The 14,375-nt window shown below is 71.4% G+C and carries 16 protein-coding genes; 11 read left to right on the forward strand and 5 right to left on the reverse strand.

From position 1 onward, the window contains the following. The first annotated feature begins 75 nt into the window (after positions 1–75). The 3 genes from ACZ5GP_RS23285 (at position 76) to ACZ5GP_RS23295 (ending at position 1,270) form a co-directional block, all read left to right on the forward strand. A complete protein-coding gene (locus tag ACZ5GP_RS23285) occupies positions 76–414 on the forward strand; it encodes a hypothetical protein (protein ID WP_468752668.1) in 339 nt (112 codons plus the stop codon). A gap of 167 nt (positions 415–581) precedes the next feature. Beyond that, a complete protein-coding gene (locus tag ACZ5GP_RS23290) occupies positions 582–950 on the forward strand; it encodes a WhiB family transcriptional regulator (RefSeq protein WP_468752669.1) in 369 nt (122 codons plus the stop codon). After that, a complete protein-coding gene (locus tag ACZ5GP_RS23295) occupies positions 947–1,270 on the forward strand; it encodes a hypothetical protein (RefSeq protein ID WP_468752670.1) in 324 nt (107 codons plus the stop codon). The genes ACZ5GP_RS23290 and ACZ5GP_RS23295 overlap by 4 nt, the downstream gene beginning before the upstream one ends. A gap of 134 nt (positions 1,271–1,404) precedes the next feature. On the opposite strand, the gene ACZ5GP_RS23300 is transcribed toward ACZ5GP_RS23295, so the two are convergent. Both ACZ5GP_RS23300 and ACZ5GP_RS23305 read right to left on the reverse strand, forming a co-directional pair. Next, positions 1,405–2,781, reverse strand: a complete 1,377-nt coding sequence (locus ACZ5GP_RS23300) for an ABC1 kinase family protein (protein WP_468752671.1) — start codon at positions 2,779–2,781, stop codon at positions 1,405–1,407. Between the two features lie 41 nt (positions 2,782–2,822). Further along, positions 2,823–3,965: a ThiF family adenylyltransferase gene (locus ACZ5GP_RS23305; RefSeq protein WP_468752672.1), complete on the reverse strand. Its 1,143-nt coding sequence runs from the start codon at positions 3,963–3,965 to the stop codon at positions 2,823–2,825. 285 nt (positions 3,966–4,250) lie between these two features. Here ACZ5GP_RS23305 and ACZ5GP_RS23310 point away from each other — a divergent pair, with 285 nt between their 5' ends. The 4 genes from ACZ5GP_RS23310 to ACZ5GP_RS23325 all read left to right on the forward strand — a co-directional run bounded on the left by ACZ5GP_RS23310 (position 4,251) and on the right by ACZ5GP_RS23325 (position 8,166). Then, on the forward strand, positions 4,251–4,877 hold the full coding sequence (locus ACZ5GP_RS23310; RefSeq protein ID WP_468752673.1) for a M48 metallopeptidase family protein: 627 nt from the start codon (positions 4,251–4,253) through the stop codon (positions 4,875–4,877). Positions 4,878–4,992: 115 nt separating this feature from the next. Then, positions 4,993–6,702 carry a TerD family protein gene (locus ACZ5GP_RS23315; protein ID WP_468752674.1) on the forward strand — a complete coding sequence of 570 codons (1,710 nt, stop codon included), beginning with the start codon at positions 4,993–4,995 and terminating at the stop codon, positions 6,700–6,702. An 11-nt stretch (positions 6,703–6,713) separates the two neighbouring features. Then, a complete protein-coding gene (locus ACZ5GP_RS23320) occupies positions 6,714–7,394 on the forward strand; it encodes an AIM24 family protein (RefSeq protein ID WP_468752675.1) in 681 nt (226 codons plus the stop codon). A 16-nt stretch (positions 7,395–7,410) separates the two neighbouring features. Then, positions 7,411–8,166, forward strand: a complete 756-nt coding sequence (locus ACZ5GP_RS23325) for an AIM24 family protein (protein WP_468752676.1) — start codon at positions 7,411–7,413, stop codon at positions 8,164–8,166. A gap of 127 nt (positions 8,167–8,293) precedes the next feature. Here ACZ5GP_RS23325 and ACZ5GP_RS23330 read toward each other — a convergent pair whose 3' ends face one another. Next, positions 8,294–8,827: an NUDIX hydrolase gene (locus ACZ5GP_RS23330; RefSeq protein ID WP_468752677.1), complete on the reverse strand. Its 534-nt coding sequence runs from the start codon at positions 8,825–8,827 to the stop codon at positions 8,294–8,296. After that, positions 8,824–10,317: a zinc-dependent metalloprotease gene (locus tag ACZ5GP_RS23335; RefSeq protein WP_468752678.1), complete on the reverse strand. Its 1,494-nt coding sequence runs from the start codon at positions 10,315–10,317 to the stop codon at positions 8,824–8,826. The genes ACZ5GP_RS23330 and ACZ5GP_RS23335 overlap by 4 nt, the downstream gene beginning before the upstream one ends. Positions 10,318–10,507: 190 nt before the next feature. On the opposite strand from ACZ5GP_RS23335, the gene ACZ5GP_RS23340 reads away from it, so the two are divergent. The 4 genes from ACZ5GP_RS23340 to ACZ5GP_RS23355 all read left to right on the forward strand — a co-directional run bounded on the left by ACZ5GP_RS23340 (position 10,508) and on the right by ACZ5GP_RS23355 (position 13,722). Continuing rightward, positions 10,508–11,620, forward strand: a complete 1,113-nt coding sequence (locus tag ACZ5GP_RS23340) for an SDR family oxidoreductase (protein WP_358583282.1) — start codon at positions 10,508–10,510, stop codon at positions 11,618–11,620. Positions 11,621–11,751: 131 nt separating this feature from the next. Then, on the forward strand, positions 11,752–12,216 hold the full coding sequence (locus ACZ5GP_RS23345; protein WP_468752679.1) for a molybdenum cofactor biosynthesis protein MoaE: 465 nt from the start codon (positions 11,752–11,754) through the stop codon (positions 12,214–12,216). Positions 12,217–12,376: 160 nt separating this feature from the next. Beyond that, on the forward strand, positions 12,377–12,547 hold the full coding sequence (locus ACZ5GP_RS23350) for a hypothetical protein (RefSeq protein ID WP_219688003.1): 171 nt from the start codon (positions 12,377–12,379) through the stop codon (positions 12,545–12,547). A gap of 86 nt (positions 12,548–12,633) precedes the next feature. Further along, on the forward strand, positions 12,634–13,722 hold the full coding sequence (locus tag ACZ5GP_RS23355) for a YlbL family protein (RefSeq protein ID WP_468752680.1): 1,089 nt from the start codon (positions 12,634–12,636) through the stop codon (positions 13,720–13,722). A 79-nt stretch (positions 13,723–13,801) separates the two neighbouring features. Here ACZ5GP_RS23355 and ACZ5GP_RS23360 read toward each other — a convergent pair whose 3' ends face one another. Next, on the reverse strand, positions 13,802–14,341 hold the full coding sequence (locus ACZ5GP_RS23360) for a PPA1309 family protein (protein WP_358583286.1): 540 nt from the start codon (positions 14,339–14,341) through the stop codon (positions 13,802–13,804). Positions 14,342–14,375 lie beyond the last annotated feature (34 nt).

Here is a 14,375-nt window from a genome sequence, read left to right on the forward strand (position 1 = left end):
TCCCGTGCTGTACTTGTCAGCCCCGCTGGATCGGTTCCGGTCGATCCCATAGACGCCGAGAGGAGGCGAATTCCAGTGATCAGCATCAACGAGAGCTTCATCAGCACCGTCAAAATGACCGATCGCTCGGTCGTCGCTTCCTGCCTGCTCGGCTTCTCGCACCAGGGCACCGGTCTGTCCGGCGGTATCGCCGCCGTGCGTCCGCTGTCCGCCCTGCCTCTCGCCGGTCTCCCCATGGGTGAGGCCATCGAGGGCAATGAGCGACCGACCGAGGCACCGGAAGCAGCAGTAGCGAAGACGCAGGCCCAGGCCTATGCCTTCGCGGCGGTCGGTGCCGGATTCCGCAAGCAGACGACGCAGCACCACACGATGTGGGCCTTCCGTGGGCTCGAACCCTGGAGTGATCCAGTCTGATCTCGATCAGACAGGCGCCTTCAGGGCCGCGGAACCCCACCCGGGATCCGCGGCCCTTCTGTTTTCCCCGAAACAGGGAGACAGAGCGAAGGGGCCAAAGCAAGACCCGGTACCAGCCGCCAACCGGCCGACCCAGGCCGGCACGACCAGACGAGGAAAACACCACCGTGCAACTCGAAGCGCACGCCCCGTCCGTACCGCCTTCACAGACGATCTCCCCGCACACGCCCACGGAGGACCCGGCCTTGACCCCCCTGACCGCGCTCACCGCGCTCGACGACGCCATCGAGAACCTCGGCGTACCCGTTCCCTGCCGTGCCTACGACCCCGAGGTCTTCTTCGCGGAGTCCCCGGCCGATGTCGAGTACGCCAAGTCCCTCTGCCGTACCTGCCCGCTGATGGAGGCCTGCCTCGCCGGCGCCAAGGAGCGGCGTGAGCCGTGGGGCGTCTGGGGCGGCGAGCTGTTCGTCCAGGGTGTGGTGGTCGCCCGCAAGCGGCCCCGCGGCCGCCCGCGCAAGAACCCGGTCGTCGCATGAACACCGCCGGAACAATCGATCGCCCCCTGACGCACGACCCCAAGAAGCAGGCCCCGATGAAGACAGCCACCCGCGAGCCCGCAGGCTCCGCGACCCGAGACTTCACCACCACCGGCGCGCACACCTCGCGCCAGAACAGGACCCGAGAGATGCAACTCATCCCAGAAGCCATGGCTCGTGCGCATATGCACGAACGACTGCGTGAGGCCGACGCGCAGCGCCCGGCCGAGCGCCTGCTGGCGGCCCGCCGCATGCAGCGCCGCGCGGAGCGCGCCTCGCTGCGCGCCCGGCGCGCGCTCGCCATGGCGCTCATGCAGTAACAAGAAGTAACAAGAAACAGCAGGCAGTAGCAGTCAGTGAACTTCGCGGGGGCCGTCCGACCGGACCGGCCTCCGCGCTGCGTTGTGCGTCAGCACAGGGGCCGGCCTCCTCGGTCGGGCCGGGCCTCCGTCGCTCAGGCCTCCACCGCCGCCTCGCCCTCCTCGCGCGCCTCCGCCTGCTCCTCCACCTCGGCCACGAAGCCGGGGAGCCACTCCTCCAGCTCGTCCCGCATCCGCACCGTCGCGCCCAGCTGGCACAGCACCCCGATGGTGCTGAGCGTCACGCGGTGTATCAGCAGATACGACGGCGGGAGATTCAGCCGCTTGCCCAATTGGTAGGCGGGGGAGCGGGGGTCGGCGACCCGGGCGGCCTGGCTGCGTATCCAGCCCCGGGTGAAGGTGAACTCCTCCACCAGCATCGGCTCGATGATCGGCAGGAGGTAGTCGAGCACCGCGTCCGGTTCGAGCTCCACGCTCTCCTTGACGAACCCTTCCTCGCGCAACATGTCGTAGACCGCGTCGGCCTCACCGTCCAGCGTCATCCGCAGGGATTCACCGATGGGCGAGGGCAATCCGCCCGGCAGCCGGTCCACGGTGCCGAAGTCCAGGACACCGAGCCGCCAGCCGCTCTTCTCGTCCGGCAGCAGGCGGAAGTTGCCCGGATGCGGGTCGGCGTGGAGCAGCCCCGTGCGCGCCGGACCCGAGAAGAGGAAGCGGGTAAGCAACTGGCCCGCCCGGTCGCGCTGCTCCTGGGTGCCGTTCGCGATCACCTCGGACAGGGGTATTCCGCCGATCCACTCGGTGACGAGGACCTGCTCGCTCTGGTGCACCACCCCGGGCACGACCACGTCGGGGTCGTCGGCGAACTCCAGGGCGTGTGCCTCCTGGGCCTGCGCCTCCAGACTGTAGTCGAGCTCTTCCGAGACCCGGTCGCGCAGCTCGGTGATGAGCGGCTTGATGTCCATCCCCGGTATCAGCGGCCCCAGGAGGCGGGCGAACCGGCTCAACTGGTTGAGGTCGGACAGCAGCGCCTCGCCCGCTCCCGGGTACTGCACCTTGACCGCGACCTCGCGTCCGTCCTCCCAGACCGCCCGGTGCACCTGGCCGATCGACGCGGCAGCCGCCGGCTTGTCGTCGAACTCCAGGAACCGCTCGCGCCAGTCCTCACCGAGCCGCTCCCTGAGCACGGTGTGCACGGTGCTCGTCGGCATCGGGGGCGCCGCCTCCTGGAGCTTTGTCAGCGCCGCGCGGTAGGGCCCCGCGACCTCCTCGGGCAGCGCCGACTCGAAGACGGACAGTGCCTGCCCGAACTTCATGGCGCCGCCCTTGAGCTCGCCCAGGACCTTGAACAACTGCTCCGCGGTTCGCTGCTGCAGCTCACGGCCGACGATCTCCGCCGACTTGCCCCCGATCCGCTTTCCGAGCCCCCAGGTCGCGCGTCCCGCGAAGCCGAGCGGCAGCGCGGCCAGTTTGGCGGTTCGGGTGACCGCCTTCCGGGGAAGATCAGACATGCGCCCCTCCAAGTCCCAGACAGCCACGCCCTCGCAGGCGGTTACCCGGCCATTGTTGCGTGCTGGTCCATCTCCGCGGTGAGCCGATCCCCCTTAACGTGCGCACCGGCCCCGCAAGGGCAGGCGGGATGGGGTGAAATCGGGCGAGTGTGCCAGTCGAAGCCAGGAACGGACCCCTCCCAGCGGACTCCCGCGCAGGCAGCTGATGTCCCGTCCACGAAGGCGAGCGCATGCCCTGCGACCATCCCGGCCACCGAGGTCGACAGGGCCAGGTCGCACGCGGGCACCTGCCATGCTCTGCCCGAGCGCCACTGGGCCAGCATCCGGGCCCAGGTGGGATCGCGGTCCGAGCGCCGGCGGGTGAGGCAGCCCGCGCAGGCGGTCGTCCCGGGCAGGACGAGGGGGCCCACCACACCCGTCCCTTCGATCACTCCGGCGTAGAGGTGGGGTGTGCCCGCCGCGAGCAGGTCCGCCGCGGCCGCCGCGTCGGGGGCGTACGCGTCCAGTCCGTCCCGCGGGGCGATGATCACCAGGGAGAGCCCGGCTTCCCCCTCCTGGGCCGAGGCCGAGCGGGGGGCCCGCGATGACCGGTCGGGCGCCGACTGCCGCACGAGCCGGCGTGCGGTCGTGTCCCTGCGCTCCCCGATCGCCTCGGCCGGCAGCCCGCCCGGCGCGACGTCCCACGGCTCCACATGGCCACCGTCCAGCACCTCGACCCGGCCCACGCCCGCCCCCGCGAGGAGGGAGGCCACCACGGCGCCCACCCGCCCCGCACCCTGGACACGCACGCGCGTGCCCCGGCGTGCCGCCAGTTTCTCCATCGCTTCACCCGGTTCGGAGGCGAGGAGCGAGAGCGAGGCCAGGTCGGCCCGCAGCCGGTCCATGGGGCCGCTCCTCCCGCGCAGGGCGTCGGCCGCCGGGCCGCCGCCCGTCGCATCGTCGAGCAGGCCGGCCCGCGACAGCTCCGCCAGCAGCCGGTCCACGTGCCCTTCGGGCAGCCCCATCCGCTTGGCCTCCTCGCGCAGGAGCGGCAGCCCGCGGGTGCCGTCGAGCAGCGTCAGGAAACTGCCCGTCGCGGTGTCCATCGGACCGAGCACCAGGGCATGCGCGGGCGCCACCCCGAACTGCACGGTGCTCAGGTCCCGCCAGCCGCGCCGCAGCGCGGGCTTCAAGGTCGGATGCATGGTCGTCCCCCGTCGTCCGGTCGGCGCGCTCCCGTCCGCCGCGCCGATCGAATGCCAGAATGCCCGCCTCGCCGAAAGCCCGCGTCCCGTTGTCCACAGGCACGGTGTGTTTGTCGTACTAATCGGTCGTCCTGCTTTCGGACCGAGCAGTCGTCCTGGCCTCGGGCCGAGCAGTCGTCCCGACCACGGCCACCCGTCGCCCCGGGCAAATCGCCTGGAAGCGGATCGGCGCCGAACCGTCCCGGAGGCGGGACTTCCCCCACGCCCAGCGGGTAACGTCGGGGCGTGCCCGCCGACCCGTCCTCTCGCGTCGCTGGGGAGACCTCAGCGCCTCGCGCCACGACTCCACAGCGCAGCACGACCACCAGTCCGCCGCCCCCCGGCGCGCTCGCGGACGCGGTCGAGGTCAGACGCAGCGCCCGCCGCCGCAGGACGGTCTCGGCCTACCGGGAGGGCGAGCGCACCGTCGTCCTGATCCCCGCCCGGATGTCCGAGGCGGAGGAGCGGCGCTGGGTCGATGTGATGCTCGACAAGCTCGCGGCGCAGGAGAGCAAGCGCCTGATCGGTGACGCGGAGCTCATCGAGCGCGCCGGGCAGCTGTCCGAGCAGTACTTCGACGGCCGGGCCAGGCCCACCTCCGTTCGCTGGGTCACGAACCAGAACACCCGCTGGGGCTCCTGCACCCCTTCGGAGGGCAGCATCCGCCTCTCGCATCGACTCCAGGGGATGCCGGAGTACGTCGTGGACTACGTCCTCGTCCACGAACTGGCCCACCTTCTGGTCCCCGGACACGGCCCGCGTTTCTGGCGGCTCCTGGAGGCCTACCCCCGCACGGAGCGGGCCAGGGGGTACCTCGAAGGAGTGGTCGCGGCCACCCGCCTGCCCCATCCGCCCACCTCGCGCGAGAGGTGAACGTCCGCCCGGTCCGCCGGTTGTGTAGCGGGTCTGTACCGGCTTGGTCCGGTGTCCGACTTTGCGGTTAGCCTGGCGCGACGCATTCACTCGGGATGGGGGACGGTCGTTACGTATGGCCAGGGAATTCCAACGCGGCCACAAGGCCAAGATCAGTGACCTCACCGCAGGGACCGATCTGTACGTGGGTGTGCAGATCTCGGCCCCCGGGCTGACCTTCGACATCAGCTGCTTCGGCCTGGACGCGAGTGAGCGCCTCTCGGACGACCGTTACTTCATCTTCTTCAACCAGCCGAAGTCGCCCGAGGAGTCGATCCAGCTCCTCGGCGCGCAGGCGGGCGACACCGAGTCCTTCCGCGTCACGCTCGACCGCGTCCCGCAGCAGATCCAGCGGCTGTCGTTCACCGCGACCATCGACGGCGCCGGGCAGATGTCACAGGTCGCCTCCGGATACATCCGTATCGTCGCGGGCGGCGAGGAAGTGGCCCGCTACGCGTTCACCGGCGCGGAGTTCTCCACGGAGCGCGCCGTCATGCTGGGTGACTTCTACCTGAAGGACGTCTGGCGGTTCGCCGCGATCGGCCAGGGCTTCGACGGCGGGCTCGACGCCCTCCTGAAGAACTTCGGCGGCGAGGTCGCCGAGGAGGAGCCCGCCCCGGCGCTGCAGCAGGCCGCCGCGCCCTCCTTCGCACCCCCCGCGCAGGCCTCGGCGCCGCCCGCGTTCGGCGCCCCCGCTGCCGCGGCACCCGCCCCGGCCCCCGCGCAGAGCTTCGCGCCGCCCCAGAGCGCCACCCCGCCCCCGGCGCCCGCTCCCGCCGCCCCGCCGACGCACGCCGCGCAGACCATCGTGGCCCCCGTGCTCCAGCCGCCGGCCCCCGCGCCGTACGGCCTGCCCGGTCAGCAGCCGCCGTACGCCCAGCCGGACCAGCAGCAGCCCCCGCAGCCCCCGCCGTACGGCCAGACGCCGCCCCCGCAGGCTCCGGGCCCCAGCGCACCGCTCCCGCCCGGGTACGGCCAGCAGCCCCAGGCCCAGATGCCTCCGGGGTACGGTCAGCAGCCCGCCGCCCCGATGCCGCCCGGCTACGGCCAGCAGCCGCCGAGCGGGCAGTTCCCCGGCCCGCCCCAGGCACCCCAGGGAGCCCCGCAAAGCGCCGCACCCCAGGGCGCCGGTGTGGCCGCCGCCCTCCAGAAGTACCGCGAGGCCCCCACCGGCCGGCGCTGGACGCAGCAGAACGAGAAGCTGATCCGCGTCGATCTGGGCGTCGCCGACCAGCCGGTCCTCGCCCGCCAGGGCAGCATGGTGCTCTACCAGGGCAAGGTCGAGTTCGGCTACAAGGGCGCGGGCTTCGCCGGCCGCATCGTGGGCAACGCCACCGGCCAGGAGATGCAGCTCATGCGCTGCTCCGGCCGCGGCCAGGTCTTCCTCGCCGAGGAGGCCAACCACCTGCACCCCATCGAGCTCCAGGGCGACGCGATCTGCGTCTCCGCGGAGAACGTCCTTGCCTTCGACGAGTCCCTCCAGCACGAGGTACGCAGGATCGAGGGCCACGGGATCCCCGGCGGCGCGCTGTTCGTCATGCAGTTCCAGGGCACCGGCACGGTCGTCGTGAAGACCCACGGCGTGCCCGTGGTCCTGCCCGTCACGCCGACGACGTTCGCCGACTGCCACGCCGTCGTCGCCTGGTCGGCCGCCGCTCAGGCGATCGTTTCCAGCCAGGTGCGGATGCGCAGCAACGCCTACGCGGGTTCCACGGGGGAGAGCGTGAATCTCCAGTTCCGTGGCGCTCCCGGCAATTTCATCGTCGTCCAGCCGTACGAGGTCTGAGGGAGCCCGTCATGAATCAGCAGCTCGCGGGCTTCGCTCCCGCACCCGTCGCCGCCCGCATGGAGAACCACGGCCACCACATGCTCAAGGTGGCCATGCAGAGCGGCAACGACCTCTTCGCGCGCGTCGGCTCGATGGTCGCCTACGAAGGGTTCGTGCAGTACGAGCCCAATCCGCCCGCCGTCCGCCAGGTCGCGCGCGAGTGGATGACCGGTGAGGGCGCGCCCCTGATGAAGTGCTCCGGAGACGGCCTGCTCTACCTCGCCGACTACGGAGCGGACGTCGTCGTCATCAACCTGGCGGGTGACTCCCTCTCGGTGAACGGCACCAACCTCCTCGCCTTCGACGCCTGCCTCCAGTGGGGAGTCGAGCGGGTCAAGGGCCTGGCCAAGTTCGCCGGACAGGGCCTGTGGAACATCAAGATCTCCGGTCAGGGCTGGGTCGCCCTGACCTCCCGCGGCACGCCCCTCGTCGTCGACTGCGGGCGCGGCGAGGACGAGACGTACGTCGACCCCGACGCCCTGATCGCCTGGTCACCGAATCTCAAGGTGAAGGGCAAGCGCAGCTTCAAGGCCGGCTCCCTCATCGGGCGCGGCAGCGGCGAGGCCTACCAGATGGGCTTCTCCGGAGAGGGCATCGTCGTCGTACAGCCCAGCGAGGACAGCACCGACCGTCTCCGAGCACGGGGCTGAGGGGGAGCAACACACCATGCAGAGCCCACTTTTCGCGCACGCCGAGCAGCAGACCCACGAGCGCTACTCCGTCCAGAACCCGCAGCTGCTGCGGGTCGCTCTGGAGGGGCACGACGACGTCCTGGCCCGCAAGGGGGCCATGGTCGCCTACCAGGGGATGATCGAGTTCGACGCCGAGTACCAGAGCCGGGGCAACCAGCGTGCCCGCGCGCACACCGGTGAGGGCCTGGACCTGATGCGCTGCCACGGTCAGGGCACCGTCTACTTCGCCAACCTCGCCCAGTACATCCATGTGGTGGACGTGGACCAGGACGGCCTGACCGTGGACAGCAGCTATGTCCTCGCGATGGACTCGTCGCTGACCCATCAGGTCATCGCCGTGGACAGCCAGTACGGCATCTCCGGCTCCGGCAAGTACCAGCTCAACATCTCCGGGCGCGGCAAGGTCGCCCTGATGACGTCGGGCCAGCCGCTGATGCTCCAGGTCACGCCCGACCGGTACGTCAACGCCGACGCGGACGCCATCGTCGCCTGGTCCAACGGCCTGCGCGTGCAGATGCAGGCCCAGACCCACTCCTCCGGCGTCTGGCGGCGCCGCGGCAACACGGGCGAGGGCTGGGAGCTGAGCTTCATGGGACAGGGTTACGCGCTCGTCCAGCCCAGCGAGATGCTGCCGCCGCAGAACGCGGTCATCGGGCGGGGCGCCCAGGCGCAGCTCGGGCTGGGCCAGCAAGGTGCCCGGGGGCAGAACCAGGGGAACGTCTGGAGCTGAGCGCTCCGCGTGTCCAGCGGGGACACCAAAGGGGCGCGGGGTTGTCTGCGGGCCGGTTGTGGCTGGTCGCGCAGTTCCCCGCGCCCCCTTTTTGGGGCACGTCCCCGAAGGGGCGCTCCAAGGCGCTCTACAGGCGCGCCCTCGTGGCCTCCACCAGACGTACGACCGACTCGTCGGCCACGTCCGCCACCTCGGCGTACGGGAACCAGCGCAGGTCCAGGGACTCGTCGCTGATCGCCTCGACCGCGTCGGCCGGGGCCAGCGCCGCGTACTGCACGTCCAGGTGCCGCGTGCACGGGCCCGGGATCGGGTGGCGGTCCAGGCGCACGGGGCCGCCCGGAAGGAGCGTCAGGCCCGGCACGCCGGACTCCTCCGTGGCCTCACGCAGCGCGGCCGAGGCCAGCGAGGTGTCGCCGGGCTCGCAGTGGCCGCCCATCTGGAGCCACATCCGCAGCTTCTTGTGCAGGGTCAGCAGCACCCGCCCCCGGGTGGGGTCGACGACCAGGGCGCTCGCCGTCACATGGCCGGCGGTGCACGCCTTCCACATGCCGTCCTCGCCGTGCGCGGACAGGTGGTCCAGATAGGCCAGGCGCAGCTCGGCCTGGTCGTCCCGGTCCTCGTACTCCTTCAGTACGAGGACCGCGTCGTCGTACAGGCTCACTTGCCGCCGTCCTCCGGGGCCTCGTCGTCGCCCGCGCCCTTCTCGGGGCCCTCGTCCTTCTTGAGGTCCGGCTTCTTGAGGTCCGGCCCGGGCGAGGAAGCGCTGCCCGCCGCCTCGCCGAGCATCTTGTCCAGCTCGGAGAAGTCCAGCTGCTCGCGGTGGACGAAACCGTCGGGGTCGTCCAGGTCGGACGCCGTCGGCAGCATGTCCGGGTGCTCCCACAGGCCGTCGCGGCCGTCGACACCGCGCGCGTCCGTGAGCGAGGCCCACAGGCGCGAGGCATCCCGCAGCCGGCGCGGACGCAGCTCCAGACCGATCAGCGTGGCGAACGTCTGCTCGGCGGGGCCGCCACTCGCACGGCGCCGGCGCAGCGTCTCCCGAAGGGCGTCGGCGGACGACAGGCGGGGTTTGGCGGCGGCGTGCACCACGGCGTCCACCCAGCCCTCGACGAGCGCCAGAGCCGTCTCCAGGCGGGCCAGGGCGGCCTTCTGGGCCGGGGTGTCCTCCGGCTGGAACATGCCCTGCTGGAGGGCCTCCTGCAGTTGCTCGGGGTTCTGCGGGTCGAGCTGGCCGACGACGTCCTCCAGCTTGGCCGTGTCGACCTTGATGCCGCGCGCGTACCCCTCGACGGCACCGAAGAGGTGCGAGCGCAGCCACGGGACGTGGGCGAAGAGCCGCTGGTGGGCGGCCTCGCGCAGCGCCAGGTAGAGCCGCACCTCGTCCTTGTCGACGCCCAGGTCCTTGCCGAAGTTCTCGATGTTCACCGGGAGCAGCGCGGCCTTCCCGGTGGGGCCGAGGGGCAGACCGATGTCCGTGGAACCGACGACCTCACCGGCGAGCACACCCACGGCCTGGCCGATCTGCTGGCCGAACATGGCGCCGCCCATGGAGCGCATCATGCCGATCAGCGGGCCGGCCATGGCCTGCATCTCCTCGGGCAGCACGTCGCCCATGGCGAGGCCGACGCGCTCGGCGACCGGGTCGACGAGCTCCTTCCACACCGGCAGGGTCGCCTCGACCCACTCGGCGCGGCTCCACGCCACGGCCGTGCCGGACCCGGAGGGCAGCGACGTCGCGTCGTCCAGCCACAGGTCGGCCAGCCGCACGGCCTCCTCGACGGCGGAGCGCTCGGCGGGGCCGACGCTGGCGTCCTTGCTGCCGTCCGCCGTGCCCTGGGAGACGGTCTGGCGGGCGATGTCCTTGGCCATGTCCCAGTTCACCGGGCCGCCCTCGTACGAGAGCATCTGGCCGAGCTGCTGGAAGGCGGCGCCCAGGTCGTTCGGGTTCATGGCACCGAACATCGCGGCGAAGGGGTTGTCCCCGCCGCCCGGGCCGCCCGCGCCGGGGAACGCGAAGCCGAACGGATTTCCGGCGCCTCCGGCACCCTGCGCCCCGCCCTGGCCCTGTCCGGGGGATTCCTTCTTCCTGCCCTCGTCGCCGTCGTCCGGCTCCTCCGGCGGAAGGCCGAATCCGAATGGGGTGTCACTCACGGGATTCCTCGGCTCGTCAGGCCGCCGGTATCGTCCGGCGGCGGCTGCCCTACAACACCACCCAGCGTAGACACCGTGACGGGTTCGGGCCTCGGTGCTTCGCCGACTGATGGCCTGCGGCAGGATGGATGCCACCTGGTACGTACGCGTCATCCGCGTACGTACTGAAGACAACCGCTGGAGACGCCCGGTGAGTTCCCCAGATCCGCAGGTTCGCGCAGCGCGAAACCCGTCAACCCCGGTGCCCGCCCGTGGGCCCGTAGTCGCCGTCACCGGCGCCGCCTCCGGCGTGGGGGCGCTGCTGACCGAGCGGCTCGCCGCCTCGGAGGAGATCAAGCAGGTCATCGCCATCGACGAGCGCCGAGGCGAGTGCTCGCAGGTCCAGTGGCACATCCTGGACGTGCGGGACCCGGCGATCGCCGAGAAACTGCGCGGGGCGGACGTCGTGGTCCACCTGGCGCTCGACCTCGACCTGGAGACCGACGGCGCCGCCCGCACCGCGTACAACGTGCGCGGCACCCAGACCGTCCTGACCGCGGCCGCCGCCGCGGGCGTCCACCGGGTCGTCCTGTGCACTTCGGCGATGGTCTACGGAGCACTGCCCGACAACGAACTGCCCCTCTCCGAAGACGGCGAACTGCGGGCGACCGCGGAGGCCACCGGTGTCGGTGACCTCCTCGAAGTCGAGCGGCTCGCCCGGCGTGCGCCCCGCGCACACCCGGGCCTGAACGTCACCGTCGTACGCCCCGCGACCCTCGTGGGCGGCACGGACACGGCCCTCACGCGCTACTTCGAGTCGCCGCGCCTGCTGGTGGTGGCCGGTTCCCGCCCGGCCTGGCAGTTCTGCCACGTCGAGGACCTGTGCAGCGCCCTGGAGTACGCCGTCCTGGAGAAGGTCGACGGTGAGCTGGCCGTGGGCTGCGAGGGCTGGCTGGAGCAGGAGGAGGTCGAGGAGCTCAGCGGGATCCGCCGCATGGAGCTGCCCTCGGCGGTCGCGCTCGGCGCCGCCGCCCGGCTGCACCGCATCGGCCTCACCCCGTCCCCGGCCGGCGACCTCGCCTACACGATGTACCCCTGGGTGGTCAGCGTGAGCAGGCTGCACGACGCCGGGTGGCGGCCCCGCTGGACGAACGAAGAGGTGCTCGCGGAGCTGCTCGAGGAGGTCTCCGGGCGGCGGACCGTCGCCGGACGGCGTCTGGGCCGCAAGGACGCCACGGCGGCGGGCGCCGCGGGGGCGACGGTCGCGCTGCTCGGCGCGGCGGCCGTGGTGCGCAGGGCGCGCAAGGCGCGGCGGCGGATCTGAGGGCTCGCCCGGCGGGGCCGCGGCAGGTCCGCCGCGGTCCCGTCGGCTGTAGGGAGATCCAAGGCGGCACACGCGCGTGCCGGGCGAAAGATCTATTCCGCGATGTCCGTGCCGTGCGGCACCATGGCCGCATGGCACGCACCACGATGGACCACCCCGGCGAGCAGGCCGCTCAGGACCCGATCCGCCTCCTCGCGATCCGTGACACCCCGCTCTCCCTGGACGAGGTCTTCCGGGCCGTCGGGGACGACGCGGCGGGCGGCACGGCGCTCTTCGTCGGCACGGTCCGCAACCACGACGGCGGCGCGGACGTTGCCGAGCTCGGCTATTCGACGCACCCCACCGCGGAGGCCGAGATGCGCCGGGTGGCCGAGAAGGTCGTCGCCCGGTTCCCCGTGCGCGCCCTGGCCGCCGTGCACCGCGTGGGCGATCTCGCGGTCGGCGACCTCGCGGTGGTCGTCGCCGTCTCCTGCCCGCACCGCGCGGAGGCCTTCGAGGCCTGCCGCAAGCTCATCGACGACCTGAAGCACGAGGTGCCGATCTGGAAGCACCAGCGGTTCTCCGACGGCAAGGAGGAGTGGGTCGGGGCCTGTTGAGTCCCACCCGGGCCGTCAGGGGCGTGGGGGAGGCGGCCAGGGGTGATTGACCCATGCGGCTCCGGTTGCGTAACCCGACCCCTGCCGTGAGCGTTGACCTTGCGGATGGTTAATCTGCTGATCAGTCAGTTGCGGTCGCTCATGGGGTCAGGAGGTCGACATGGCATCACTTGCCTGGTTGCTGATTCCACTTCTGGCGGCCGTCGGTGCGGGTCTGTGGGGCAGCTGGGCCGCCCGCAACCGCAAGTCGGGCCGCACCGGTGATCACACGGAACTGAACGGCTACGCGGCCTTCCGCGAGGCGATGGAGAAGTCCCGCTCCGGCACCTGACACGGCCCTCTGGGGCGGCCGTGCCGGCGCCCCGTACGGACCGGCCCCACAGGTGCACCGACAGGCCCGTCCCGTACTGTCGTTCCATGCCACGCCGCACTGCGACGATGCTCGCCTCCACCCTGATGCTGATCGCGCTGCTCTGCGCCGGAGTGCTCATCAAAGTGCCCTACGCGGAGATGTCCCCGGGCCCCACCGTGAACACTCTCGGTGATCATGACGGCGAGCCGGTGCTGCAGATCTCCGGGCACAAGACGTACCCCACGACCGGCAACCTCAACATGACGACGGTCAGGGTGACCAGTGCCGACTACAAGATGAACCTCGCGGAGGCCGTCTACGGCTGGCTGGCCCACGACAACATCGTGGTGCCGCACGACACGCTCTACCCCGACGGCAAGACCGAGCAGCAGTCCTCCCAGGAGAACGCCGAAGAGTTCAGCGAGTCCCAGGAGACCGCCAAGGTCGCGGCCCTCAGGGAGCTGGACCTCCCGGTGAAGTCCCAGGTCATCGTCTCGACCGTCGTCAAGGGCGACCCGGCCGAGGGCAAGCTGCACGCGGGCGACGTCATCAAGGAGATCGACGGCAAGCCCGTCAAGGACAGGACGGACGTCGCCAAGCTCGTCACCGAGCACGACCCCGGCGAGAGCGTCACGTTCACGGTCGTCCCGGTCAAGGAGGCGGCCGCCGCCGAGAAGGCCGACAAGGAGCCGACCCGGACCGAGGACGTCAAGATCACGACGAAGAAGGCGGAGGACGCCGACCGCGCCATCGTGGGCATCGAGGCCGGCACCGACCACACCTTCCCGTTCACCATCGACATCAAGCTCGCCGACGTGGGCGGCCCCAGCGCCGGGCTGATGTTCGCGCTCGGCATCGTCGACAAGCTGACGCCGGAGGACCTCACCGGCGGTGAGTTCGTGGCCGGTACCGGCACCATCGACGACAGGGGCAAGGTCGGGCCCATCGGCGGCATCCAGATGAAGACCGTCGGCGCGCGCGCCAAGGGCGCGCAGTACTTCCTGACGCCGAAGGCCAACTGCGCGGCCGCCGCGAGCGACGTCCCCGACGGCCTCACCCTGGTCAAGGTGGACACCATCCACGACGCCGTGCGGGCCCTGAAGAAGATCCGCGAGGGCGACACCGACGCCCTGCCGAGCTGCTCCGCGAAGTAGAGCGCCAGAAGCAGAGCGGCAGCGGGGGCGCCCACCGGCGCCCCCTCGTACGTATGTATGTACGAATGGATGGGCCGCTCTACGCGAACGTCGCCGCCAGCGCGTCCGCCAGGCCGGGCACCAGGTCGGAGCCGGTGAGGACCTCGGTCGGCGAGTCCTTCTCGCGCAGTCGCAGCGCCGACTCGCGCGCGCCGTCACGGAGCACCGCGACCGTCATGCGGACCTCCTGGCGGTCGGGGTGCTTGGCCACCCACTTCGCCAGCTGGGCCTCGCTGAGGCCCTCGGGGACGGACGTCTCGGCGGACGGCGGCAGCATCAGGCGCTCCACCGTGAGGGCGCAGCCCGTGACCGCGTCCGGCCAGGCGATGGTGCCGAGGAACTCGTCCAGCGGTTTGTCCGCGGAGATCTCCTCCTGCTCGATGGGGGTGAAACCGGCGTGCTCGACGCCGTCGTCGAGGCCGAGCTGTGAGGCGAGGCCGGGTTCCTGGGTGCGCAGCCGCGCCGTGTCGACGAGCGCGAAGAGGCGGGCGGGCCGGTCCCAGCCGAGGCCGGAGACGTACTCGTCGATCTCGAGCACGGCCCGGGTGAGGGGGCTCGCTGCCATGGGTGTGTTGGACATGGTCACAATCCTGCCTCGTTAGTCCCGAGAATCG

It is taken from the genome of Streptomyces sp. NPDC031466, from assembly GCF_055581265.1.

Excerpts from the sequence above, each read along its gene's own strand:
- ACZ5GP_RS23325 (WP_468752676.1), top strand. The coding sequence starts at position 7,411 with ATGCAGAGCCCACTTTTCGCGCACGCCGAGCAGCAGACCCACGAGCGC.
- ACZ5GP_RS23355 (WP_468752680.1), top strand. The coding sequence starts at position 12,634 with ATGCCACGCCGCACTGCGACGATGCTCGCCTCCACCCTGATGCTGATC.
- ACZ5GP_RS23350 (WP_219688003.1), top strand. The coding sequence starts at position 12,377 with ATGGCATCACTTGCCTGGTTGCTGATTCCACTTCTGGCGGCCGTCGGT.
- ACZ5GP_RS23360 (WP_358583286.1), bottom strand. The coding sequence starts at position 14,341 with ATGTCCAACACACCCATGGCAGCGAGCCCCCTCACCCGGGCCGTGCTC.
- ACZ5GP_RS23300 (WP_468752671.1), bottom strand. The coding sequence starts at position 2,781 with ATGTCTGATCTTCCCCGGAAGGCGGTCACCCGAACCGCCAAACTGGCC.
- ACZ5GP_RS23320 (WP_468752675.1), top strand. The coding sequence starts at position 6,714 with ATGAATCAGCAGCTCGCGGGCTTCGCTCCCGCACCCGTCGCCGCCCGC.
- ACZ5GP_RS23315 (WP_468752674.1), top strand. The coding sequence starts at position 4,993 with ATGGCCAGGGAATTCCAACGCGGCCACAAGGCCAAGATCAGTGACCTC.
- ACZ5GP_RS23345 (WP_468752679.1), top strand. The coding sequence starts at position 11,752 with ATGGCACGCACCACGATGGACCACCCCGGCGAGCAGGCCGCTCAGGAC.
- ACZ5GP_RS23305 (WP_468752672.1), bottom strand. The coding sequence starts at position 3,965 with ATGCATCCGACCTTGAAGCCCGCGCTGCGGCGCGGCTGGCGGGACCTG.
- ACZ5GP_RS23295 (WP_468752670.1), top strand. The coding sequence starts at position 947 with ATGAACACCGCCGGAACAATCGATCGCCCCCTGACGCACGACCCCAAG.